Raw genomic sequence first — 21741 nt, forward strand, 5'->3', positions numbered from 1 at the left:
CGCTGTCCGCGGCCGTGATCACCGAACGGGCGCGCCACCTCCTCGACGACCCCGCCACGCGGGAGGTCGCCGGGGAGGTGGCGCGGAAGAGCGCGGCGATGCCCGATCCGGCGGCGGTGGTCAGGCAGCCGGCCGCGCCGGCGTCCTGGGGGCGGGCTCCACCTCCGGTTGCAGGTCCATGCCCGCGGGCAGCGAGGCGCGGTAGATCGGCATCGCGGCGGCGGTCGTCAGGATGGCGACCGCCACCAGGATCGCGAACATCTCCGGCGTCACCAGGTTGTAGGCCAGGCCGATGTTGATGAAGATCAGGATCATCAGCCCGCGCGCGTTCATCAGGCCGCCCACCGCGGAGGCGTAGCGCCACGAGTAGCCCTGCGCCCGCACGACCAGCCCGCAGCCGAGGTACTTGCCGACAAAAGCGGCCAGCATGACCACGGCGAGCTGCCACCACAGCGCCCCACCCGACCCGAACCCGGACACCTGGGTGTTGAGACCGCTGAACGCGAAGAACACCGGCAGCAGCAGGATCGAGTTCAGGTCGGTCAGCTTCGTCTCCAGCTCCCGGCGCAACACCGGCGACTTGGGCATCGCGAGCCCGGTGATGAACCCGCCGAACACCGAGAACACCCCGATGAAGTCGGTGAACCAGCCGGCCACCAGCACGACCAGCAGGATGACCGCCATGGCGTCGCGGCTGAGCTCGCCGGTGCGCTCGGTCTGCTCGCCCAGCTTCGCGAGCCACCTGCGGCCGATCGTGAGCATGACGACCGCGAACACCGCCGCGCCGATGATCGTGCGCAGCGCACCGCCGGGGCTGCCCGACGCGCCGACCGCGATGATCAGCGCGAGGAACGCCCACGCCACCGCGTCGTCGATCGCCGCGGCCACCAGGGTCAGGCCGCCGATCGGGGTGTTCGCGATGCCGCGCTCCTGCAGGATGCGCGCCAGCATCGGGAACGCGGTGATCGACAGCGCGCCACCGACGAACAGCATGAACACCCACAGGCTCGACCCCTGCGGGCTGAGGGAGTCGAAGAACAGCATCGCCGCGCCCGCGCCGAGCAGGAACGTCGGCACGATGCCCGACACCGCGAGCACCGACGCCCTGCGCGCGTTGGCACCCGTGGTCAGGCCGTGGTCCAAAGAGGACCCGACCAGGAACATGTAGAACGTCAGCCCGATCGTGCTCAGCACGTACAGCGTGCTCTTCACGTCGGCCGGGAACAGCTGGGCCTGCAGACCGGGGGCGACGGCACCGAGCAGCGCCGGTCCGAGCAGCACGCCCGCGACCATCTCGCCGACGACCCTGGGTTGCTTGACCAGCATGGCCAGCCGCCCGCACACCGTGGTCGCGACCAGCACGACGGCGAGCGCTGCGAAGACCTGCAACGCGAAGTGGATCTGGTTCACCGGGGATCTCCTGGGGTCAGTGGCGGACCGGGCAACCCTGCGGGTCGTTCGTCTCGAAGTAGCGCCCCGCCAGCCGCAGCCGGCGGGCGTGCACCACCATCACGGTGCCGAGCACGAGCTGGACGACGCTGCGCCAGACGTCACCCCAGCGGTCGCGCACGCGCATCAGGGCGAGCCGCCGCCGTGGCACCGGGCCGGTGCGGACGAGCAGGCACGGGCCGCGGCTGGGCAACGAGCGGGTGTGCGCCACCGGCGAATGCGGGGTGACCTGCCGCAGGACCTCCCTGGCGGCCGCGCGCATCGCGATGGGGGAGAGCCGCCACGCCGGGCACGGCCGGTTGGCGGCGACGCCGAACGGGATGTGGTGCTCGCGGCGGGCGTTGGTGCGCTCCCAGCGGGACGGGTCGAACGCGTGCGGGTCGTCGTAGCCGGTGGCGTGGTAGGCGGGGTAGTCGAAGCACAGCACCGAACCGGCGGGGAACGACGTGTGCTCGTCGAGCACGACGTCGGCGGTCGTGATGCGGTGGGCGATGCCGAACAGCGGGTAGAGCCGGAACGTCTCGTCCAGCACGTGGCCGAAGTACCGGTCGTCGTCCGCCCGCCGGGCCGCCTCGGGGTGCTGGGCCAGTGCGAGCAGGAGGTGCGCCATCGCCTCGGACATCTGCACGACCGCGGTGTTGAAGTAGGTGCCCTGCAGGTAGTGCACCTGCTCGGTCTCCGACAACGTCTCCGGCAGCGGGTGGCGGACGTCCGCGAGCCGCACCCGCAGGTACCGGCTCAGCCGCTCCCGGCGGGCGGGGTGGCGCAGCCCCGTGCACTTCAACGCGCTCACGACGTCGTCGGCGTGCTCGACGACCAGGTCACGCGCGTACCGAGGGCAGGGTTCGCCGAACACCAGCTCGTAGAAGTACTCGGCCCACACCGGCATCATCAGGTCGCGCAACCGCACGTGCGTGACCGGTCCGGTCAGCACCTCGCCGAGGACCTTCGCCGTGCAGCGGGTGGCGAGGTCCGCGAGATCGGCGCTCGGCCCGGCGAGGAACGTCCGCGTCACGCGGGCCACGTCGTCGTAGCGCGGCCCGTCCTCCAGGTGTTCCTGGTGCACCTCGGGACCGGGGGAGAGCCAGTACCAGAACAGGTCCGACAACCCGGCGCCCCTGCTGCGGCCGTTCACGGCGGGGTGGCCGTAGAGCTCCTGGAACCGGTCGGGGCCCACCACGTCGTTCGGGAACGTGATGGCGTTGTCGCCGTTGACCTTCTCGAACACCTTGGCGCGCAACGCGACCACCCGCCCCGGCAACCACCTCAGCACCGGGTCACCACCATGTCGCCGCTCAGCTCGCCCCCGCACAGCGCCAGCACGTGCAGGTACTCGTCGCGCAGCACGTCGAGCACCCGCCGCACCCCTGCTTCGCCGTCGGCGGCGAGCCCCCACAGCACCGGCCGGCCGATGCCGACCGCGGACGCTCCGAGCGCCAGCGCCACCGCGATGTCCCCGCCGCCGCGCACTCCACCGTCGAGCACCACGGGCACCCGCCCGGCGACCGCCTCGACCACCGCGGGCAACGCGTCCAGCGCCGCCGGCACGACGTCGAGCTGACGGCCGCCGTGGTTGGACACGAAGATCCCCGCCACCCCGTGCTCCACCGCGAGCACCGCGTCCGCCGGGTGCAGAACCCCCTTCAACCACACCGGGAGCGAGGTCCGCGCACGCAGCCGGTCGACGTCCTCCCACGTGAACGCCGCCATCTCGATGTCGCGCAGACCGGTGGCACCGGCGAGGTCGCGCATGTTCTCCGCCGCCAGCCCCGGTGGCAGGTCGTGGAACCCGTGCGCGATGTCCCTGCGGTGCCGGCCGAACACCGGCGAGTCGACGGTGACGACCAGCGCGGCGCAGCCGGCCCGTTCCGCCCGTTCCACCAGCGCCTCGGTCACACCGGGGGTGGGCTGGAGGTAGAGCTGGAACCACACCGGCCCGCTCGCCGCCGCCACGACCTCGGCGATCGGCACCGTCGAGGCCATGCTGGACACCAGCACCGCCTCCCCGGCGGCACGCGCCGTCGCCAGCTCGCCGTCGGGGTGGGCGAGCCGGTGGAACGCCGTCGGCGCTACCACCACCGGGAAACCGGTGCGCACCGCGCCGCCCCGCAGCACCCTGGGCAGCAGGGCGCGCCGGGCGAACGCGGCCTCGTTCTCCGCGAGCACGACCTCGTCCCCGACCCCGCCCGCGAAGAAGTCGTAGTGGACGGGGTCGAGCACCGCGCGTGCCTTGTCGTGCAGCTCCGCGAGCACCGGGTTCACCGCAGGTACTCCCGCAGCGGCGCCCTGTGCACCGTCTCGCTGTCCCACTCGTTCTCGAGGTTCTCGGTGAGGTGGTGCTCGTCGACCAGCTCGCCGGCGCGGAATCGGCGCACGACCGGGTGCAGGTAGCGGCCGTCGAGCCCGCTGGTGTCGTCCTGCGAGGTGCGGCCTGCGGAGATGTCGAACGGGTTGACCTTGTCGTGGTCTGCGCCGTACTCCAGCGTCACCACCAGGTACGACTCCACGTCGCCGAACTCGCCGCGGGCCACCGCCTCGTGCAGGTGCGCGACCGGCACCTCCTCGACGTAGCGCACCGTGCCGTCGGCGCCGAACAGCACGACGTCGGACATGAACGCGAACAGCTGCCACAGCGCCGAGGTCCGGTTGACCCGCTCGATGATCGCGTCGGTCACGCCGTCGGCCGCGATCTCCCGGCTGGGCCAGTCCACGCCGTGGTAGCGGTGCTCGATGATGCGGTGCAACGCGCGCACGCCGTAGCGGAAGCCGTGGATGAACCCGCTTGTGGACTTCTTGAAGTCCCTGGCCTGCGTGATCGTGCCGGCGAAGAACAGGTCGGGCACGTTCACCGACTCCCACGCCGCGGTCTGGTCGGGGAAGCGGTCCTTGATCGTGAGCTGCGGGCGGCACTCCGGCGCGAAGATCGAGGCGTCGAACCGGAACCCGGTCGCGAGGATCACCCGGTCGTACCGGATCTCCTTCACCACCTCGTTCACCCGCTGGAAGCTGACCTTCACCCAGTAGTCGTCGCCGTCGCGCCGGATGCCCGCGATGTGCCCGTCCAGCACCGCGTTCTGCGACTTGAGCTGGTAGGTGTCGAGGAAGTTGTTGTTCACCGCCCGCAGGTGGCCGACGAAGTGCGTCTGCCAGGCGAGCTTCAGCGAACCGGGGCCGGCGACGTGGATGACCGCAGCGGTCTCGACCAGGTTGTCCGCGGTCTCGAACGCCGAGTTGCCGCGCCCGATGATGAGGACCTTCTTGCCGGTGAAGTCGGCCGGGTCCACCGACACGTCGTAGTAGGGCTCTGCGTGCTCGACGCCCTCGATGTCGGGGACGTACTGCTTCGAGACGCCGGTGGCGACGATGAGCCGCTTCGCCCGGTACGTGCCGCCGTGCTGGTCGTGCACCACGAAGTCGTCCGGCCGGGTCACCGAGACGACCGTGGTGTCGTAGCGGATCGGCAGGTCGTTCTTCACGGCGAAGTCGCCGAGGTAGCGGACCATGTCGTCGGCACCGGGGAAGTAGCGCGGGGTGTAGGCGGTGAACAGCAGGTCCGGGTCGTCGGTGAGCAGCGAGTTCCAGTCGGTGCGCAGGTTCAGCTCTGGGTCGTCCCAGCCGGTGTGCACCTTGTTGATGGAGATCAGCATCCGGTGGCGCGGGAAGCGGGTGAAGAACGTCCCGGCCGCCGCACCGGACTCGAGCACCAGGTGGTCGCGTCCCGCCTGCTTGAGCAGGGCGGACGCCTGCAGCCCGGCAGGACCGGCGCCGATGACGAGACAGTCGGTGGAAACCTCGCTGGACAAGGGTTTCTCCTTCACGCGGTGCCGACCGGTTCGACCAACCGGCGCTTGTCGGGTTTGCCGCTCGGGGCGACGGGGGGTTCGGCGATGGCGGTGACCCGCACCGGAGCGCAGGCGGCGCCCAGCCGTTCGGTCACCAGGTGCCGCAGCTCGGCGAGGGCGGGCACGCGGTCGGCGCGGGGGACGACGAACGCGTGCACGGCCTCGCCGGTGTCCTCGTCCGGCACGGCGACCACGTAGGCCTCGGCGACGTCCGGGTGTTCGGCGAGCACCTGTTCTATGGGGCCGATGTGGTGCAGGTTGGCGTTGACGATCACGACGTCGCGGGCCCGCCCGGTGAGGTGCAGGAAGCCATCGGCGTCGAGGTGGCCGAGGTCGCGGGTGCGGACCCAGCCGTCGACGAACACCTCGGCCGACTCGGCCGGGTTCGCCCAGTAGGAGCCGGCCTGGCCGGGTGTCCGCACGAACAGCTCGCCGTCGCGGACCTCGACGTCGACCGGTGGCCGGCCGACCGTGCCGGGCGGGTCGGCGGGCGTGGCCATCGAGATCATGCCGGTCTCGGTCTGGCCGTAGCCGTGGAACAGCACCGGTCCCAGGACCTCCAGTGCCTCGCGGTGGCGTTCGGCCGTCAGCGGTGACCCGGAGACGAGCAGCGCGCGCAACGCCGACAGGTCAGCGGGCCGCTCGCGCTGGCCGCGCACCAGCTTCGCCAGTCCGGGCACGGTGATCACCCGCGCGGTGGCGCGGTGGCGGGTGATCGACTCGACCGGCGCGGGGGTGTCGGCGACGACGACCGTGCCGCCCGCGGTGAGCGTGAGGACCGTGTACTCGAACATGACCTGGCTCGACAGCGACCCGAACACGAGGTAGCGGTCGAGGCGGCCGGCCAGGTCGCGGATCGCCGGTGGCCACGCCTCGGGCCGTGCGGTCCACGCGCGGGTCATCGCGGCGTAGGTCTGGGCACAGGCCTTGGGCGCACCCGTGCTGCCGCTGGTGTGGATGAGCCGGGCGACGTCGTCCGGGCGGCCGGCGCAGGTGAGCTCGGCGCTCCCGTGCCGCCGCAACGCGTCCACGTCGGCGTCTTCGAGGACGAGCGCGATGTCGAGGCCGAGCAGGTGCCGGACCTGGGCGTCGGTCAGGCCCGGCCGCACGCCCACGACCCGCGCGCCCACCGCGTGCCCGGCGAGGATCGTGGCGAACGCCTCCGGGGTGACGCCGAGCAGCAGCGCCAGCCCGTCACCGGGACCGATGCCGCGGGAGCGCAGTCCGTGCGCGATCCGCGCGGTGAGGTCCAGCAGCTCGTCGCCGGTCACCACGCGGGTGCCGTGCTCGAAGACCGGCCGGTCCGCGGCGACGGCGAGCACGTCGAGCACCGCCCGCGGGAACGGCCTGGCCTCACGCGCCGGCAAGGCATTCCTTCACGAACACGGCCAGCGGCTGCTGGTGCACGCCCGGCAGGTCCCAGTGGTTCTCCAGGTTCTCCGCCAGGTGGTGGGTCGCGGCCAGCTCGCCGTTGCGGTGGTAGCGGACCACCGGGTGCAGGTAGCTCGCGTCGGCGGCGTGCGCGGCGTCGTTCTCGGCGACGCGGGGGACGTCGATGTCGAACGGGTCGACGGTGTCGTGGTGCGGGCCGTAATCCAGCGTCGCGACGAACCGGTGCTCGGCCGCGTCGAGACCGCCGTCGTGGACGTAGGCGACCGGCACCTCCTCCTCGTACCGCGCCGTGCCACCGTCGACCGTGACGACGTCGCCGATCACCGCGAACTGCTGCCACAGGCACGACGAGCGGTTCAGCCGGGCGATGAGCGCGTCGCTGATCGACTCCGGAGAGGCGTCGACCTCCCGCCCCGGCCACGGCGTGCCGTGGTTGCGGGCGGAGAGGATGCGGTGCAGTGCGCGGGCGCCGTAGCGGAAGCCGTGGATGAACCCGCTGGTCGACTTCTTGAAGTCGCGCGACTGCGTGATGGTGCCGGCGAAGTACAGGCCGGGCACGGTGGTCGACTCGAACGCCGAGGTGAGCTCCGGGAACCGGTCGTCGACCACCAGCCGCGGCCGTGCGCTGCCGGCGAAGATCGAGCTGTCGAACCGGAACCCGGTGCAGGCGATGATCCGGTCGTAGTCCAGCTCACGCAGCTGCTCCTGCGTGCGCGCGTACCGGAACCGGATCCGGAAACCGCCTTCCGGCCTGCGGTCGATCTGCTCGATCGTGCCGTCGAGGACGGCGTTCTCCGACTTGAGCTGGTAGGTGTCGAGGAAGTTGTTGTTCACCGCCCGCAGGTGCCCGACGTAGTGCGTCTGCCAGGCCAGCTTCACCGAGTGCGGCCCGGCGACGTGGATGACGGCGGCGTGCTCGACGAGCGCGTCGGCGGTCTCGAACCCGGAGTTGCCCTTGCCGATCACCAGCACCCGCTGGCCGGTGAACCCCTCCGGGTCGGTGTCGAAGGTGTCGTAGCGCTCGACGTGCTCGATGCCGGGGATGTCCGGCACGTGCAGCTGCGACACACCGGTGGCCACGACCAGGTGCGCGGCCTGCCACGTCCGTCCGCTGTGGTCGGTGACGACGAACGCGTTGCCCTGCTTGGCGATCCGGGCGACCTCGACGTCATAGTGCACACGCAGGCCGGTGGCGACGTCTTCGAGGTAGCGGACCATGTCGTCGGCCGCGGGGAAGTACCGGGGGCTGTACCGGGTGAACAGCAGGTCCGGATCGTCGAGCAGCAGCGAGTTCCAGTCCATCCGCATCCGCTGCTCCGGGTCCGCGTACCCCGAGTGGACCTTGTTGATGGAGATGAGCTTGCGGTGCCGCGGGTAGCGGGTGAAGAACGCGCCCGCCCTGTTGCCGCGTTCGAGGACGGCGTAGTCGCGACCGTCGCGCTCCAGCAGTGCCGCGAGCTGCAACCCGGCCGGTCCGGCCCCGATGATCAGGTAGTCGTGCGCCATGGCCGAGGAAGCTACCCACGCGATCTCAGAACTCTCTGAGATCGACTCCCTACCTTCGACGCCGTGACCACGACCGCTTCCCGCACCACCGTGGACCTCGCCTCGCCGCTGACCGGCGAGCACCTCCTCCGCGCGGCCGCACCCGTGGAGGTGCTCGTCGGGCCGACCGTCGCGCAGCGCCTGCACCGCGGCCGCGACCACCTGCGCGGGGTCCTGGCCGACGACGAACGCCCCGTCTACGGCGCCAAGACCGGTTTCGGTGCTCTCGTGGGCTTCGCCGGTCGTGCGTCCGAGGCGGACCAGTGCGACAACACCCTGGCGCACCTCGGTGCGGGCCAGGGTCCCGACCTCCCGCCGGACGTCGTGCGCGCGGCCCTGCTGGTGCGGACCTGGTCGCTGGCGCAGGGCCTGTCCGGTGTCTCGGCGCACGTGGTGGACGGGCTCGCCGCGATGTTCGGCACGTCCTTCGTGCCCGCCGTGCCGCGCTACGGGTCGGTCGGTGCCAGCGGGGACCTGATCCCGTTGGCGTACGCGGCGCAGGCGTTGCGCGGCAGGGGGTTCGCCTACCTGGACGGCGTGCGGGTGCCCGCGGCCGAGGCGCTGGCCGAGGCCGGGCTGACGCCGTTGTCGTTGGACGGACGCGATGCGCTGGCGTTGGTGAACGGCACCTCGGTCACCACTGCCGCGCTCTCGCTCGCGTTGTCGTCCGTGCGCGCGTCGCACATCGCCGTGCAGGACCTGACCTGTCTGCTCGCGGACGTCCTCGGTGCCGACCCCGGTTTCGTGAACCCGCGGCTGATCGACGCCTACGGACACGACGGCGCTCGGGTTGTTGCCACGCGCATGCGTGCTCTGCTGGACGGCATCCGGCCCAGCGGCGACCGCCCGTTGCAGGAGCCGTACAGCCTGCGCTGCTCACCGCAGCTGCTGGGCGCGTGCGAGGACGCCCTGCGGTACGTGGACGGCGTGGTCCGCTCGGACCTGGCCGGGGTGAGCGACAACCCGCTGTTCTTCCCGGACGACGACCTCGTGGCGCACGGCGGCAACTTCTTCGGCCAGCCGGCCGCGTTCGCCGGTGACGTGCTCGCCATGGTGACGACGTCGCTGGGCAACCTCGCGGAACGCCAGCTCGACCTGCTCGTCGACCCCGTGCGCAACACCGGCCTGCCTCCGATGCTCGCGGCGGGACCCGGTCAGCAGCACGGGTTGCAGGGCGTGCAGCTGGCGACCACCGCGTTCGTCGCGGAGATGCGGCGCGGCACCGTGCCCGCGTCCACTCAGAGCCTGCCGACGAACTTGCACAACCAAGACGTGGTGCCGTTCGGGACGCAGGCCGCGCTGCGCGCTTACGACCTCGCGGAGCTGCTGCGGTTGCTGTGCGGGTCGCTGGCACTGGGGTTGCGGCAGGCGGTGCACGTGGGCGGGCGGCGGCCGACGGCGCCCGGCTGCGCCGACCTGCTGGACGCGCTGGCCGGGGCGGTCGAGCCGGTCGACCCGGACCGCCCGCTGGACGAGGACGTGCGGGTGGCCGCCGACCTCGTCACGGGCACGCGGTCGCGACCCGCGGCGGGACCGAGCGCGGAGACGCACCCGCCATCGGGAGGAACAGTGTGAACCGTGCACCCCGTCCCGGGTTCCCGGCGGCCTCGACCGCGCCGCCGTGGCTCGTGACGATCTCCCGCACCAGCGCGAGCCCCACGCCGAACCGCTGCTCGCCCGCGCCGTGCCGGAACCGCTCGAAGATCCGGTCCGCGTCGGCGGGGGCGAACCCCTCGCCGGTGTCGGCGACCTCCACCACGGCGTACCCGGCACCCGACCCGACCCGCACGTCGATCCGCCCGCCCTCCGGCGTGTGCCGCACCGCGTTGGCCAGCAGCTCGTCCACGGCCCGGCGCAACGCCGTCTCCACACCGGTCACGACCACCGGCTCGGCGGGGCGGTCGACCGCGAGCCTGATCCGCCGTTCCGCGGCGCGGTCGCCCTCGCCGGCCACCGCCGCGTCCGCCACGGCGGCGAGGTCCACCTGCCGTCCGTCGAGCTCACGGCGCAGCCGCGCCGACAGCAGCAGGTCGTCGACCACGTCGCCGAGACCGCGGATCGACTCGGCCAGCTTGCCGAGGCTGTCGCGGTGGTCGTCGGGCAGGTCGTGCGCCGCGGCCAGCCGGACGAGCACCTGCGCCCGCGTGTACGCCCGCGCGATCGGCGTGCGCAGCTCGTGGCTCGCGTCGGTGACGAACCGCCGTTGCCGCGCCAGCGCCTCGGCCAGCGGCGCGACCGTCCGGCGGCTCACGCCCAGGCCGACCAGCGCCGCGGCGACGAGACCGGCCAGCTGCGCGATCCCCAGCGCCTGCAACAGGTGTCGCCGGTCGGCGAGCTGGTACCGGGTGTCGAACACCGCTTGCACCGCCGCGCCGTCGCGGCCGGACCGGGTGAGCACGAGGTACTCGGTGCCGTTGGCGGCGACCGCGCGTTCGACCGGTGCGCCGGACGCCCGCACCGCCGCCAGGTCGTCGTGCAGCGGGAAGCCGCTCGGCACGTCGAGCACGCCGAGGTCGAGCTCACCGCCGCGCAGCGTGAACACCCAGGCGCACCGCGGTGCGGTGCCGGGCACGCCGAACTCGGCGTTGTACCGCAGTTCCCTGGCCACCAGCGACTTCTGGCCCTGCTCCATGACGACGTACGCGATGCCGCCGACGAACGCGATCATCAGCGAGATCGCCACGCCCACCAGCAGGCTGATCCGCAACCGCGCCCGCCTCAGCTCCGCGCGCTCCGCCTCGGCCCACGCCCTCACAGGGCCCCCAACCGGTAGCCGACGCCCTGGACCGTTCGGACGACCGAGCGCCCGACCTTGCTGCGCAGGTAGTGCACGTAGGTGTCCACAATGGAGGGTGAGGGGGCGTCCTGGAAAACCGTGCGGCGCAACGCCGCCCGCGTGTGCACCGTCTCCGGGTGGCTCGCGAGCGCCCGCAGCAGCGCGAACTCCCTGGTGGTCAGCGGCACCCGTTCCCCGTCGGGCAGCACCACCTCGTGCTGCTGCAGGTCGAGCTGACCGGACCCGATCCGCAGCACGGCGGCCAGCTCCACCGCCCGCCGGCACAGCGCCCGCAGCCGCGCGCTCAGCTCGCCCAGGTCGAACGGCTTCACCAGGTAGTCGTCCGCACCGGCGTCGAGCCCGTCGATCCGGTCGTCCACCCCGCCCATCGCGGTCAGCACCAGCGCCGGCGTGCGCACGGACCGGGACCGCATCCGCACCACCAGGTCCAGCCCGTCGATCACGGGCAGCCCGCGGTCGACGACCACCACGTCGTAGGCCTGGGTGAGCGCGAGGTGCAGCCCCCGATGCCCGTCCCGCGCGATGTCCACGGAGTACCCTTCACCGCGCAGCACGGCGGCGAGCAGCTCGGCCAGCTCCCGGTCGTCCTCGACGAGCAGCAGCCGGAACGGATGTGCCTGCCAGGACCTGGAGTTCCCCCGCATTTCGCCAGAATCGCACGCAGCGGGGGAGACGGACAGATCACCGACCCGGTGCCGAGCTGTCGATCTCCGCGACCGATCGCGGCGGCGCGGGCATTCGACCACGTGAGCGCCCGTGCCCGCTTCTGCGAACTGTGTTCACCGGCATATTCACGGTGAACGGCGGCAGCGGCGTGACCTGCGCTCGTGGGTGGACGGTCAACGGTGATGCCGGTTTTCCCGGTCCTTTCGTCTCGATTCGTGTTGACGTCCAATGGTTTTCGAAAACGCGAACCAGAACGTGAACCCACCGGTGGGCTGACCGGCACCCGTCCGTTCGCGCGAATGTGCATCGGGACGGTAACGACCTGGCCGCCGGGGGAGACATCAGCCGTGGTGTCCGCGCGACGTGAGGTGTGCCGATGAAGATCGACCTGTTCAACGAGATCCAGAACCCCGGTGCCGCTCCCGAGCAGTTCCGCTTCCGCCAGGCCCTCGACCAGGCCCGTCTCGCCGACGAGCTCGGCTACGGCTGCTGGTGGCAGGTGGAGCACCACGGCGCCGGCGAGTTCAGCCTCTCGTCGGCTCCCGAGCTGATGCTCGCCGCGCTGTCCCAGCAGACCTCCCGCATGCGCCTCGGCCACGCCGCCGTCCTCGCGCCGGGCCGGTTCAACCACCCGATCCGCGTCGCCGAACGCGCCGCCACCCTCGACCACCTCAGCGGTGGCCGTGTCGAGCTCGGCCTGACCCGGTCAACGATCCCCGAGTGGAACCTGTTCGGCATCGAGCCCGCCGACGCCCGCACGCAGACCGCGGAGGCGTTCGAGATGATCCCGAAGATGTGGACCACCGACCGCTTCTCGCACACCGGTGAGCACTACGACATCTCCGACGTCTCGATCGTCCCCAAGCCCCTGCAGCGCCCGCACCCGCCGCTGTGGCAGGCCGCCGCGTCCCCGACGTCGTTCGAGGAGGCCGGCCGCCGCGGTGTGGGCGTGCTCGGCACCACCATCTGGGAGTCACTCGACCGGGTGGCCCGCATGATCGACCTCTACCGCGCCGCCGCCGCGCAGTGCACCGCACCCGTCGGCGAGTTCGTCAACAACCAGGTCGCCTACTTCACCTTCGTGCACTGCGCCGAAACCGACGAGCAGGCCATGCGCAACGGCGCCGCCGCGGCCGCCGCCTGGTACACCGTCACCGCGCTGCGCTTCTTCAACGCCGCCGCCGAGTTCGCCGCCACCATGCAACGCCACCAGGACATCCTCGCCGCCGGCGGCACCGGCCTCACCGGCGAGTTCCTGCGCGCCGAGGCCGACGCCGCTCCCACCGACGCGCAGCTCGTGATCGGCCGGATCCTCCAGGGCGAGGACGTGCCCGACGACGAGCTGTTCGAGGTGCTCTCCGCGCAGCAGTCGCTCATCGTGGGCAGCCCGGACACGTGCCGCAAGAAGCTGCGCGCGTACGCCGACCTCGGGATCGACCGGTTGATGTGCCTGCAGCAGATCGGGCCGATCGGGGCGGACGAGGTGATGACCAGCATCCGGTTGGTGGGGGAGCTGATCCCGGAGTTCGACCGGGGCTGACCGCCGCCCCTGCTGTCGCCCATGGCATCTGCAAGCACCACCAACACATGATCAAATCGCCGCTGACTACCACCAACCTGTTCGCCACTCGCCGAACCAGTCCTGAGTCCTTCGGGCGGGTGGAGGCGCTGTTGGTAGTAGAAAAGTGCTTGTTGATGTTGAGTTGGTGGTACTTGCAGATGCCATCAGAGGCAGAGGAGACGGCTCAGGCTGTCATGGGCCTTGGAGCAGGCCCACCGCCCTGATCGCCGAGGACGAGCTGCCCTCCTACCGCGCCGTCGTCCGCGCCGCGCGGTCCGGGCAGGTGGCGGTCGAGGGCCGCGAGGAGCTGCTGGACACCTTCCTGCGCGCCTTCACCCGGCCCTGACCGGGAAGGCGGCAAGGTGATCAAGGTGGACCTGGACCGCACGACCGCCCACCTCGCCACCCGCTGGAACCTCACCCTCGGCCCCCCGTTCGACGGCGGCTCGTCGGCCACCGTCGTGCGCTGCCGCTGGTCCGACGGCACACCCGCCGTGCTCAAGGTCAGCGAGGACCGCTCGCTGATCGCCGCCCAGGCCGCCGCCCTCGCCCTGTTCGCCCCGTCGGGCAAGGTGCCCGCCGTGCTGGCGGCCGACGAGGAGGCCGGTGCCCTCGTGCTGGAGGAGGTGCTCCCCGGCACGCTCGCGGAGGATCTGCCCGCCTACGCGCTGCCCGCGCTGTGGGCGGACCTGCTGGCGGGGCTGCACGCCACCGAGCCGCCCGCACACCCGCTCGGCACGCTGCGGGCGCGGTGCGAGGAGGCCTTCGCCCGCATCGGGCGCCGGCTGCACGACCCCGTCGTGGCCGCGCGCATCGGGCCGATGGAGTGGGCGCGGGCGATGCAGCAGTGCGCGCGCCTGCTCGACACGACCGGCACGACCGTGGTGCTGCACGGCGACCTGCACCCCGGCAACGCCCTCGACGGCGGTCCCGCACGCGGCCTCGTGGCGGTCGATCCCAAGGCGTGCCTGGGAGATCCCTGCTTCGACGCCGTCGACCTCGTGCTCGCCGGCGCCGGCCGGGAGGGCGTCACTGCCCGGTGCGCTGCGGTCGCGGGTGCCTGCGGGCTCGACGGCGACCGGCTGTTCGCCTGGGCGCGCACGTTCGCCCCGTTCTCCGTCGTCGCCCACGTCGCGAACGGCGGTCCCGAACCGGTCGTCGACGAGCTCGTGCAGTTGCTGCACTAGGGCCGCGTCAGCCCCGGGCGGCCACGACCAGCTCCTCGCCCTCCCACCGCCTGCGCAGCCACCGGTCGTGGCTCGCGACCACGACCGCCCCCGGACCCGGCCCCAGCGCGTCCTCCAGCTCGTCGCACAGCGTCGGCGACAGGTGGTTGGTCGGCTCGTCGAGCAGCAACAGCTGCGGCGGGTCGGCCACCAGCAACGCCAGGGCGAGCCGGCGGCGCTGACCGACCGACAACGTGCCGACCGCCTTGCCCAGGTCCCGCCGGTGCAGCAACCCCAGCGACTCCAGCGGGACCCGCGCCGCCCGCTCCGCCCCGAGCGCCCGCCCGTAGGTGGCACGGGCGGTGCGCCGCGGGTGCTCGAACACCGTGTCCTGGTCGAGCAGTCCGACCCGCAGATCGGGACGGCGCCGCACCCCCGTGACCGCCAGGCGGCCGGCCAGGGCGAGCAGCAGCGTGGACTTGCCGGAACCGTTGGGACCGCTCACGAGCACCCGGTCGCCCTCGCGCACGTCGAGCCGGTCGAGGTCGAGCCGGCCGGGCACGTGGACCTCCCGCAGCGACACGAGGACCTCTTCGGCCGCCGACGTCGGCTCGGCGTGGAACCGCAGCGGGGGCGGGGGAGCGGGCACGGCCCGGCGTTCCAGCTCCTCCAGCCGCCGCGCGGTGGTGCGGACGCGGCGGGAGATCTGGCTCTGCACGCGGTTCGCGCGCACGCCGTAGCCCATCTTGTCGCTGTCGCGCATCGCCCGGTTCGGCGCGACCCGGTGCGCGGTCAGCTCCAGGTCGGTGCGCAGCCCGGTCAGCTCCTCCTGCTCCTCGGCGTACCGCCGTTCCCAGCGCTCGCGGTCGGCCCGCTTCTGCCCGACGTACTCGCTGTACGTGCCGCCGAACCGGACCGGGCCCTCCACGGCCGGGTCGAGGTCGACCAGGTCCGTGCACACCGCGTCGAGGAACGCCCGGTCGTGGCTTGCGAGCACCACTGCGCCGGGCAACGCGCGCAGCTGCTCCTCCAGGAACGCCGCCGCCGCGTCGTTGAGGTGGTTCGTCGGCTCGTCCAGCAGCAACGCCGCCGGCCGCCGCACCACCAGCGCCGCCAGCGCGAGCCGCCGGCGCTGCCCGCCCGACAGCGAACCCAGCGTGCGCTCCCACGGCACACCGCCCAGCCCGAGTCCGCTCAGGACGATCTCGGCCCTGCGGTCCGCGTCCCACGCCTCGTGCCGCTGCGCCACCTCCAGCTGGTCGGCGTACGCCGCGAGCAGCTCCACGTCGTCGGGCGCGGCGGCCAGCAGCGCACCGAGCCGGTCCAGCGAAGCGAGGTCCTCGCGTGCGTCGGCCAGCGCGTCGCCGACCACCTCGGCCACCGTCGCCGACGCCGGGAACGGCATCTCCTGGTGCAGGAAACCCAGGTCCCGCGGCCGGTCCACCCGGCCGCCGTCGGGCTCGTCGACCCCGGCGAGCAGCCGCAGCAACGTCGACTTGCCCGCACCGTTCTCCCCGATCAGGCCGATCCGCCGGCCGGGTGCCGCGGTGAGCGACACCCCGTCGAGGACCCGGCGCCCACCGAACCCGCGCACCAGCTCGTGCGCCACCAACGCCTGCGCCGGCACCGCCTCAGCCACGAGCGGCCTCCAGCAGCTTGCCGCCCTCCAGGCGCAACCAGCGGTCGATCCGCACCTCGCCCAGGAACCGCTCGTCGTGGCTCACGACGACGAACGCGCCCTGGTAGGCGTTCAACGCGCTCTCCAGCTGCGCGGCGCTGACCAGGTCGAGGTTGTTCGTCGGTTCGTCGAGCAGCAGCAACTGCGGTGCCGGCTCGGCGAACAGGACGCACGCCAGCGTGGCGCGCAGCCGTTCGCCACCGGACAGCACCCCGACCGGCAGGTGGGCCCGCGCGCCGCGGAACAGGAAGCGCGCCAACAGGTTCATCCGGTCGGCCTGCGGCATCGCCGGTGCGGCCGCGGCCAGGTTCTCCGCCACCGTGCGGCTGTCGTCGAGCAGGTCCAGCCGCTGCGACAGGTACGCGATCCGGCCGTCCGCGCGCTTCACCTCACCGGCCTCGGGCGTGAGCGAGCCCTCGACCACCCGCAGCAGCGTCGACTTGCCCGCGCCGTTCGGTGCGGACAGGGCGATCCGCTCAGGGCCGCGGATCGCGAGGTCGGCGTCGTCGAACAGGTCCCGCACCCGGATGCCGGTGCCCAGGAACAGCGTGCGCCCGGCGGGCACGGCGGTCTGCGGCAGCTCCAGGCTGATCCGCTGCTCGTCCTTGAGCGACCGCTCCGCCTGGTCGAGGCGGGTCTTCGCGGCGCTGAGCCGCGCGGCGTGCGTGCCGTCGGCTTTGGCGGCGGACACCTCGGCGTTGCGCTTCATGGTGCCCGCGAAGATCTTCGGCAGTCCGGCGCTGGAGAGGGTGCGCTGGGCGTTCGAGGCACGCCGGGCCGCGCGTTCGCGGGCCTGCTGCATCTCCCGCTTCTCGCGTTTGACCTCCTGCTCGGCGCTGCGGATGTTCTTCTCCGCGACCTCGCGCTCGGCGGCGACGGCCTCCTCGTAGGCGCTGAAGTTCCCGCCGTGGAACCGGATCTCGCCGGCGTCGAGCTCGGCGACGCGGTCCACCCGGTCGAGCAACGCCCGGTCGTGGCTCACCACGAGCAGGCAGCCGCGCCAGTCGTCGAGCACCGAGTAGAGCCGGTGCCGGGCGTCCAGGTCGAGGTTGTTGGTCGGTTCGTCGAGCAGCAGCACGTCCGGCTGCTTCAGCAGCTGGGCCGCCAGCCCCAGCGACACGATCTGGCCGCCGCTCAGCGTGCCCAGCTTCCGGTCCAGCGCCAGGTCGCCCAGACCCAGCCGGTCGAGCTGGGCGCGGGTGCGTTCCTCCAGGTCCCAGTCGTTGCCGATGACGGTGAAGTGCTCCTCGTCGACGTCACCGGACTCGACGGCACTGATGGCGCGCAGCACCGCCGCGACGCCGAGCACCTCGGCCACGGTCACGTCCGCGGTGAGCGGCAGGTCCTGCGGCAGGTAGCCGAGCACGCCGTCGACGGTCACGCTGCCGCCGGCCGGGGGCAACGCACCCGCGATGAGCTTGAGCAGCGTCGACTTGCCGGCACCGTTCGGGGCGACCAGACCGGTGCGGCCGCCGGGGAAGGAGACGGACAGATCGTCGAAGACGACGGTGTCGTCCGGCCACGAGAAGGACAGGCCGGACACGACGACGTAGGCGTCGGAAGACATGGTGAGACCTCGGGAGGTGCGAACGCGCGGGCCACCCGCGCGGGTGGAAGAGGGGACGACGAAACGGCCATCGGAGGCGATGGCCTGTCACACCCCGGGCTCACCCGGAGATGTCGTCTTCACCCACCAGCACGTCGAGCTCCTTCGAGGAGGTTGATCTCTACCCGGTCAACGGTAGCAGCTCCCGGCGTTGCTCCGCTCGGCAGAAAGCGGCGCGACGAGCGGTTACCTTGATCGCGTGGACTTCGACGAGTACCGCGAACACGACGCCACCGGGCTGGCGCAGCTGGTCGCTTCCAGGCAGGTGTCGGCGGCCGAGCTGCTGACCGTGGCGCGGGAACGCGCCGCCGCGGTGAACCCGCGGCTCAACGCGATCGTCAGGGACGTCCCCGCGACGCCCTCCGACGACCTCACCGGTCCGTTCGCCGGCGTGCCGTTCCTGATCAAGGACCTCGGCCAGGACTACGCGGGCCTGCCGACCTCGAACGGGTCGCGGTCACTGCGGTCGTTCCCGGTCACCGAGCACTCCACGGTCGTGCAGCGCTGGCTCGACGCCGGCCTGGTGATCTTCGGCAAGACGAACCTGCCCGAGTTCGGCGCCAAGGCCATCAGCGAGTCGGCCGTGTGGGGTCCCGCGCGCAACCCGTGGAACCTCGACCACACGCCCGGCGGCTCCTCCGGCGGTTCGGCGGCCGCGGTGGCGGCGGGCATCGTGCCGTGCGCCGGTGCGAACGACGGCGGCGGCTCCACCCGCATCCCCGCGGCGTGCTGCGGCCTGGTCGGGCTGAAGCCGGGGCGCGGGCTCACGCCGTTCGGACCGGGCACCGCCGAGATGATGCACGGCGCGGCGGTGCAGGGCGTCGTCTCGCGCACGGTCCGCGACACGGCGGCGATGCTCGACGTGATCTGCGGCGGTGAGCCGTACGGGCCGTTCACCCCCGGCATGCCCGAGGCGTCCTACGCGTCGTGCGTCACCGAGGAACCCGGCAAGCTGCGCATCGGCGTGCGCGTGCCGTCGGCGATCAACCCGAACCCGCACCCCGAGGCACGCGCCGCGGTCGACGGCGCGATCGAGGTGCTGACGTCGCTGGGTCATGAGGTCGAGGAGCTGCCGGAGGCGCCGTTCGACGACGCCGCGCTGGCCCGCGACTTCCTGCTGACCTGGTTCGTGAACCTGGCCTGGAAGGTCGGCGACGCGAAGCGGCAGACCGGTGCGCCGGACATCGCGTTCGAACGCGACACGCTGCTGATGGCCGCGCTGGGCCGGGCGACCAGCAGCGTCGACTACGTGGACGCGGTGCAGCGCCGGCACGAGCACACCCGCCGCCTCAGCACGTTCTTCGACACCTACGACCTGCTGCTCACGCCGTCGCTGGCCACCCCGCCACCCAAGATCGGTGCGTTCGACCTGCCGGTGAACCTGCAGCGCGCCACCGACGTGCTGCTCAAGACCGGCACCGCGCGGTTCCTGCGCAACACCGGCATCGTGGAGAACATGATCCGCGACAACCTCGGCTGGGTGCCCTACACCCAGCTCGCGAACCTCACCGGCAGGCCCGCCATCTCGCTGCCGCTGCACTGGACCGCCGACGGCCTGCCGCTGGGCGTCCAGTTCGTCGCACCGCTGGCCGGCGAGTCGCTGCTGATCAGGCTCGCCGCCCAGCTCGAACAGGCGCTGCCGTGGGGTGACCGTGTCGCTCCGATCTGAACCCGTCGCGCCGCTCGTGCGCGGTGCCGCCGAACTGGAGCAGACCGACCGCGGCCTGCGCCCGCACCGCCTGCCCGCGTGGGTGCGCGAGCGGTACCCGGACCCGCAGCTGCTGTCGGTGGAGAGCCACCCGTCCGGTGTGCGCCTGGTCGCGGAGACCGAGGCGCGCACCGTCGAGCTGGTCCTGCACCCGACCTGCACCGCCTACGCCGGACTCGACCGGCCGCGCGGCAGCGTCGACCTCGTGGTGGACGGGGTGCCGGCGGCGAGCACCGTGCTCGCCGCCGGCGACGTCAAGGAGGTCGACCTGCGCACCGGTGAGGTCCGGTTGGTCCCCGGCCGGCCGCACACCGAGCGCCACGAGCTCCCCGAGGGCACCAAGGTCATCGAGTTCTGGTTGCCGCACAACGAGGTCGTCGACCTGGTCGCGGTGCGCGCCGACGCCCCGCTGCGCCCGCACGACCCGGGCCGGCGGATCTGGCTGCACCACGGCAGCTCCATCAGCCACGGCTCGAACGCCGCCACGCCGACCGCGATCTGGCCCGCCGTCGCCGCCCGCCACGGTGGTGTCGAGCTGCACAACCTGGGCCTGGGCGGCAGCGCGCTGGTCGACCCGTTCACCGCGCGGGTCCTGCGCGACCGACCGGCCGACCTGATCAGCGTGAAGCTCGGCATCAACGTCGTGAACTTCGACGCCATGCGGCTGCGCGCGTTCGTGCCCGCGGTGCACGGGTTCCTCGACACGATCCGCGACGGCCACCCGGACACGCCGCTGGTGCTGATCTCGCCGATCTTCTGCGGCATCCACGAGGACACGCCGGGTCCGGGTGCGATCGACCTCGACGCGCTGGCGTCCGGGCGGCGGCTGTTCACCGCGACCGGGGTGCCGGAGCCGGGCCGGTTGACGCTGCGGGTGGTCAGGGAGGCGCTGGAGTCCGTCGTGGAGCGCAGGGACGACGACCCGAACCTGTCCTACCTGGACGGTCTGCGGCTGTACGGCGAGCAGGACGCGGCCGAGCTGCCGTTGCCGGACGCGCTGCACCCGGACACCGCGGCACACCGGCGGATCGGGGAGCGGTTCGCGGAGCACGCCTTCGCGCCGGGTGGTCCGTTCAGCGAGGACCCGGCCTAGCGCCCGGCGCGGCAGCCACCGCGGCCTGCCCTGGCAAGATGCCGGTCGTGGACACCGACGACGTGCTCACCGGCGTGGGGCCGCGGCTGCGTGCCCTGCGCCGGCACCGCGGCATCACCCTCGCCGAGCTCTCCACGACCACCGGCGTCTCGGAGAGCACCCTGTCGCGGCTGGAGAGCGGGCAGCGCAAGGCCACGCTGGAGCTGCTGCTGCCGTTGGCGCGCACGTACAACGTGCCGCTGGACGACCTCGTCGGCGCCCCGCGCACCGGTGACCCGCGCATCCACCTGACCCCGATCCACCGGTTCGGGATGACGTTCATCCCGCTGTCCCGGCGCCCCGGTGGTGTGCAGTCGTTCAAGATGCTCATCCCGAGCGGGCTCGTCGAGCCGACCCCGCAGACGCACGACGGGTTCGAGTGGCTCTACGTCCTCAACGGGCGGTTGCGGCTGCTCCTCGGCGACCTCGACCTGACGTTGCCGCCCGGTGAGGCCGCCGAGTTCGACACCTCTCAGCCGCACTGGCTGGGCAGCGCGGACGGGAACGCGGTCGAGCTGCTGATCCTGTTCGACCCGCAGGGGCTGCGCACCCACGTCCACGGGCCCGGCCACTCCGGCCGGTCCGGTCAGGGGACGTAGACCTGGCCGGTCTGCCGCCCCTCGATCGACCGCACGTACGCCCGCACCACCTCGGCCAGCGGTACCGGCCTCATGCCGGGGAAGAAGTCGCCGTAGGTGTCGAGCGCCTCGGTGAACACGGTGGGGCTCACCGCGTTGATCCGCCGCGGTGCGATCTCGATGGCGGCGGCCCGCACGAACGCCTCCACCGCGCCGTTGACCAGCGACGCCGCCGCCCCGGTCACGATCGGCTCGCGCGCGAGCACGCCGGTGATCAGCGTGAACGAGCCGTCGGCGGTGACGTGCGAGAGGCCCTCCCGCACGAGTGACACCTGCGACAGCACCTTGCCGGTGATCCCGGCCTGGTAGTCGGCGGTGGTCAGGTCGGTCAGCGGCTTGAACGGCACCGAGCCCGCCGCCGAGGCGACGGCGTCGACCTGTCCGACGGCCGCGTACAGGTCGGCCACCCGGTCCGGGTCGGTCACGTCGTACCGCAGGTCACCGCCGGTGCGGGACACGGTGACGACGTCGTGCTTGCGTGCGACGAGCTCCTCGTGCACGGCGGTGCCCAGCAGTCCGGTGGCTCCCACGAGCAAAATCCTCATGCCGACGACGCTAGGC

Annotated in this window: 18 protein-coding genes; 7 read left to right on the top strand and 11 right to left on the bottom strand. The window is 72.5% G+C overall.

All coding sequences use genetic code 11. The features are described from left to right. Window positions 1–120: 120 nt before the first annotated feature. Genes ACZ7CH_RS11780 through ACZ7CH_RS11805 form a run of 6 tightly spaced genes read right to left on the bottom strand, consistent with a single transcriptional unit; the run spans window position 121 to window position 8189 of the window. Complete coding sequence (locus ACZ7CH_RS11780; RefSeq protein ID WP_458432001.1) at window positions 121–1410, bottom strand: cation:proton antiporter; 1290 nt, start codon at window positions 1408–1410, stop codon at window positions 121–123. Between the two features lie 16 nt (window positions 1411–1426). Further along, window positions 1427–2722 (bottom strand): cytochrome P450, encoded by a 1296-nt coding sequence (locus ACZ7CH_RS11785; protein ID WP_360388727.1) that lies wholly within the window; start codon window positions 2720–2722, stop codon window positions 1427–1429. Beyond that, entirely contained in the window at window positions 2716–3711 is a 996-nt protein-coding gene (locus ACZ7CH_RS11790) for an alpha-hydroxy acid oxidase (RefSeq protein ID WP_360388724.1), read from the bottom strand. Before ACZ7CH_RS11790 ends, ACZ7CH_RS11785 begins: the two co-directional genes overlap by 7 nt. Further along, the gene (locus ACZ7CH_RS11795; protein WP_360388721.1) at window positions 3708–5252 is read right to left on the bottom strand and encodes an NAD(P)-binding domain-containing protein; all 1545 of its coding nucleotides are present in this window, start codon (window positions 5250–5252) and stop codon (window positions 3708–3710) included. Before ACZ7CH_RS11795 ends, ACZ7CH_RS11790 begins: the two co-directional genes overlap by 4 nt. 11 nt (window positions 5253–5263) lie before the next feature. Beyond that, window positions 5264–6658 carry a class I adenylate-forming enzyme family protein gene (locus ACZ7CH_RS11800; protein ID WP_470373806.1) on the bottom strand — a complete coding sequence of 465 codons (1395 nt, stop codon included), beginning with the start codon at window positions 6656–6658 and terminating at the stop codon, window positions 5264–5266. Then, a complete protein-coding gene (locus ACZ7CH_RS11805) occupies window positions 6645–8189 on the bottom strand; it encodes an NAD(P)-binding domain-containing protein (RefSeq protein ID WP_470373807.1) in 1545 nt (514 codons plus the stop codon). The genes ACZ7CH_RS11800 and ACZ7CH_RS11805 overlap by 14 nt, the downstream gene beginning before the upstream one ends. Before the next feature lie 63 nt (window positions 8190–8252). On the opposite strand from ACZ7CH_RS11805, the gene ACZ7CH_RS11810 reads away from it, so the two are divergent. Further along, on the top strand, window positions 8253–9803 hold the full coding sequence (locus ACZ7CH_RS11810; protein WP_458432004.1) for an aromatic amino acid ammonia-lyase: 1551 nt from the start codon (window positions 8253–8255) through the stop codon (window positions 9801–9803). Here the strand turns inward: ACZ7CH_RS11810 and ACZ7CH_RS11815 are convergent. Together ACZ7CH_RS11815 and ACZ7CH_RS11820 are read right to left on the bottom strand one after the other, a co-directional pair. Beyond that, window positions 9730–10983 carry a sensor histidine kinase gene (locus tag ACZ7CH_RS11815; RefSeq protein ID WP_470373808.1) on the bottom strand — a complete coding sequence of 418 codons (1254 nt, stop codon included), beginning with the start codon at window positions 10981–10983 and terminating at the stop codon, window positions 9730–9732. The genes ACZ7CH_RS11810 and ACZ7CH_RS11815 overlap by 74 nt on opposite strands. Beyond that, window positions 10980–11669: a response regulator transcription factor gene (locus tag ACZ7CH_RS11820; protein WP_470373809.1), complete on the bottom strand. Its 690-nt coding sequence runs from the start codon at window positions 11667–11669 to the stop codon at window positions 10980–10982. The genes ACZ7CH_RS11815 and ACZ7CH_RS11820 overlap by 4 nt, the downstream gene beginning before the upstream one ends. 398 nt (window positions 11670–12067) lie before the next feature. On the opposite strand from ACZ7CH_RS11820, the gene ACZ7CH_RS11825 reads away from it, so the two are divergent. The 3 genes from ACZ7CH_RS11825 to ACZ7CH_RS11835 all read left to right on the top strand — a co-directional run bounded on the left by ACZ7CH_RS11825 (window position 12068) and on the right by ACZ7CH_RS11835 (window position 14439). Further along, window positions 12068–13231 (top strand): LLM class flavin-dependent oxidoreductase, encoded by a 1164-nt coding sequence (locus ACZ7CH_RS11825; RefSeq protein ID WP_470373810.1) that lies wholly within the window; start codon window positions 12068–12070, stop codon window positions 13229–13231. A gap of 166 nt (window positions 13232–13397) precedes the next feature. After that, window positions 13398–13598, top strand: coding sequence for a hypothetical protein (locus ACZ7CH_RS11830; protein WP_470373811.1), 201 nt, complete (start codon window positions 13398–13400; stop codon window positions 13596–13598). 16 nt (window positions 13599–13614) lie between these two features. After that, on the top strand, window positions 13615–14439 hold the full coding sequence (locus tag ACZ7CH_RS11835; protein ID WP_470373812.1) for an aminoglycoside phosphotransferase family protein: 825 nt from the start codon (window positions 13615–13617) through the stop codon (window positions 14437–14439). Between the two features lie 7 nt (window positions 14440–14446). Here ACZ7CH_RS11835 and ACZ7CH_RS11840 read toward each other — a convergent pair whose 3' ends face one another. After that, complete coding sequence (locus tag ACZ7CH_RS11840; RefSeq protein ID WP_470373813.1) at window positions 14447–16057, bottom strand: ABC-F family ATP-binding cassette domain-containing protein; 1611 nt, start codon at window positions 16055–16057, stop codon at window positions 14447–14449. Further along, window positions 16050–17663: an ABC-F family ATP-binding cassette domain-containing protein gene (locus ACZ7CH_RS11845; RefSeq protein ID WP_360388691.1), complete on the bottom strand. Its 1614-nt coding sequence runs from the start codon at window positions 17661–17663 to the stop codon at window positions 16050–16052. Before ACZ7CH_RS11845 ends, ACZ7CH_RS11840 begins: the two co-directional genes overlap by 8 nt. Window positions 17664–17901: 238 nt before the next feature. Here ACZ7CH_RS11845 and ACZ7CH_RS11850 point away from each other — a divergent pair, with 238 nt between their 5' ends. Genes ACZ7CH_RS11850 through ACZ7CH_RS11860 form a run of 3 tightly spaced genes read left to right on the top strand, consistent with a single transcriptional unit; the run spans window position 17902 to window position 21141 of the window. Further along, complete coding sequence (locus tag ACZ7CH_RS11850; RefSeq protein ID WP_470373814.1) at window positions 17902–19371, top strand: amidase; 1470 nt, start codon at window positions 17902–17904, stop codon at window positions 19369–19371. Then, complete coding sequence (locus ACZ7CH_RS11855; protein WP_470373815.1) at window positions 19355–20503, top strand: GDSL-type esterase/lipase family protein; 1149 nt, start codon at window positions 19355–19357, stop codon at window positions 20501–20503. Before ACZ7CH_RS11850 ends, ACZ7CH_RS11855 begins: the two co-directional genes overlap by 17 nt. 38 nt (window positions 20504–20541) lie before the next feature. Next, entirely contained in the window at window positions 20542–21141 is a 600-nt protein-coding gene (locus ACZ7CH_RS11860; protein WP_470373816.1) for a helix-turn-helix domain-containing protein, read from the top strand. On the opposite strand, the gene ACZ7CH_RS11865 is transcribed toward ACZ7CH_RS11860, so the two are convergent. Further along, window positions 21129–21725 carry a short chain dehydrogenase gene (locus tag ACZ7CH_RS11865; RefSeq protein WP_458432013.1) on the bottom strand — a complete coding sequence of 199 codons (597 nt, stop codon included), beginning with the start codon at window positions 21723–21725 and terminating at the stop codon, window positions 21129–21131. The two genes, ACZ7CH_RS11860 and ACZ7CH_RS11865, sit on opposite strands and share 13 nt — an antisense overlap. Window positions 21726–21741: the final 16 nt, after the last annotated feature.

The sequence above is a fragment of the Lentzea sp. NPDC037011 genome (assembly GCF_055607425.1).

What these genes read in the sequence shown, in the direction of transcription:
- ACZ7CH_RS11805 (WP_470373807.1), bottom strand. Translation starts at nt 8,189, where the DNA reads ATGGCGCACGACTACCTGATCATCGGGGCCGGACCGGCCGGGTTGCAG.
- ACZ7CH_RS11820 (WP_470373809.1), bottom strand. Translation starts at nt 11,669, where the DNA reads ATGCGGGGGAACTCCAGGTCCTGGCAGGCACATCCGTTCCGGCTGCTG.
- ACZ7CH_RS11825 (WP_470373810.1), top strand. Translation starts at nt 12,068, where the DNA reads ATGAAGATCGACCTGTTCAACGAGATCCAGAACCCCGGTGCCGCTCCC.
- ACZ7CH_RS11845 (WP_360388691.1), bottom strand. Translation starts at nt 17,663, where the DNA reads ATGTCTTCCGACGCCTACGTCGTCGTGTCCGGCCTGTCCTTCTCGTGG.
- ACZ7CH_RS11860 (WP_470373816.1), top strand. Translation starts at nt 20,542, where the DNA reads ATGCCGGTCGTGGACACCGACGACGTGCTCACCGGCGTGGGGCCGCGG.
- ACZ7CH_RS11865 (WP_458432013.1), bottom strand. Translation starts at nt 21,725, where the DNA reads ATGAGGATTTTGCTCGTGGGAGCCACCGGACTGCTGGGCACCGCCGTG.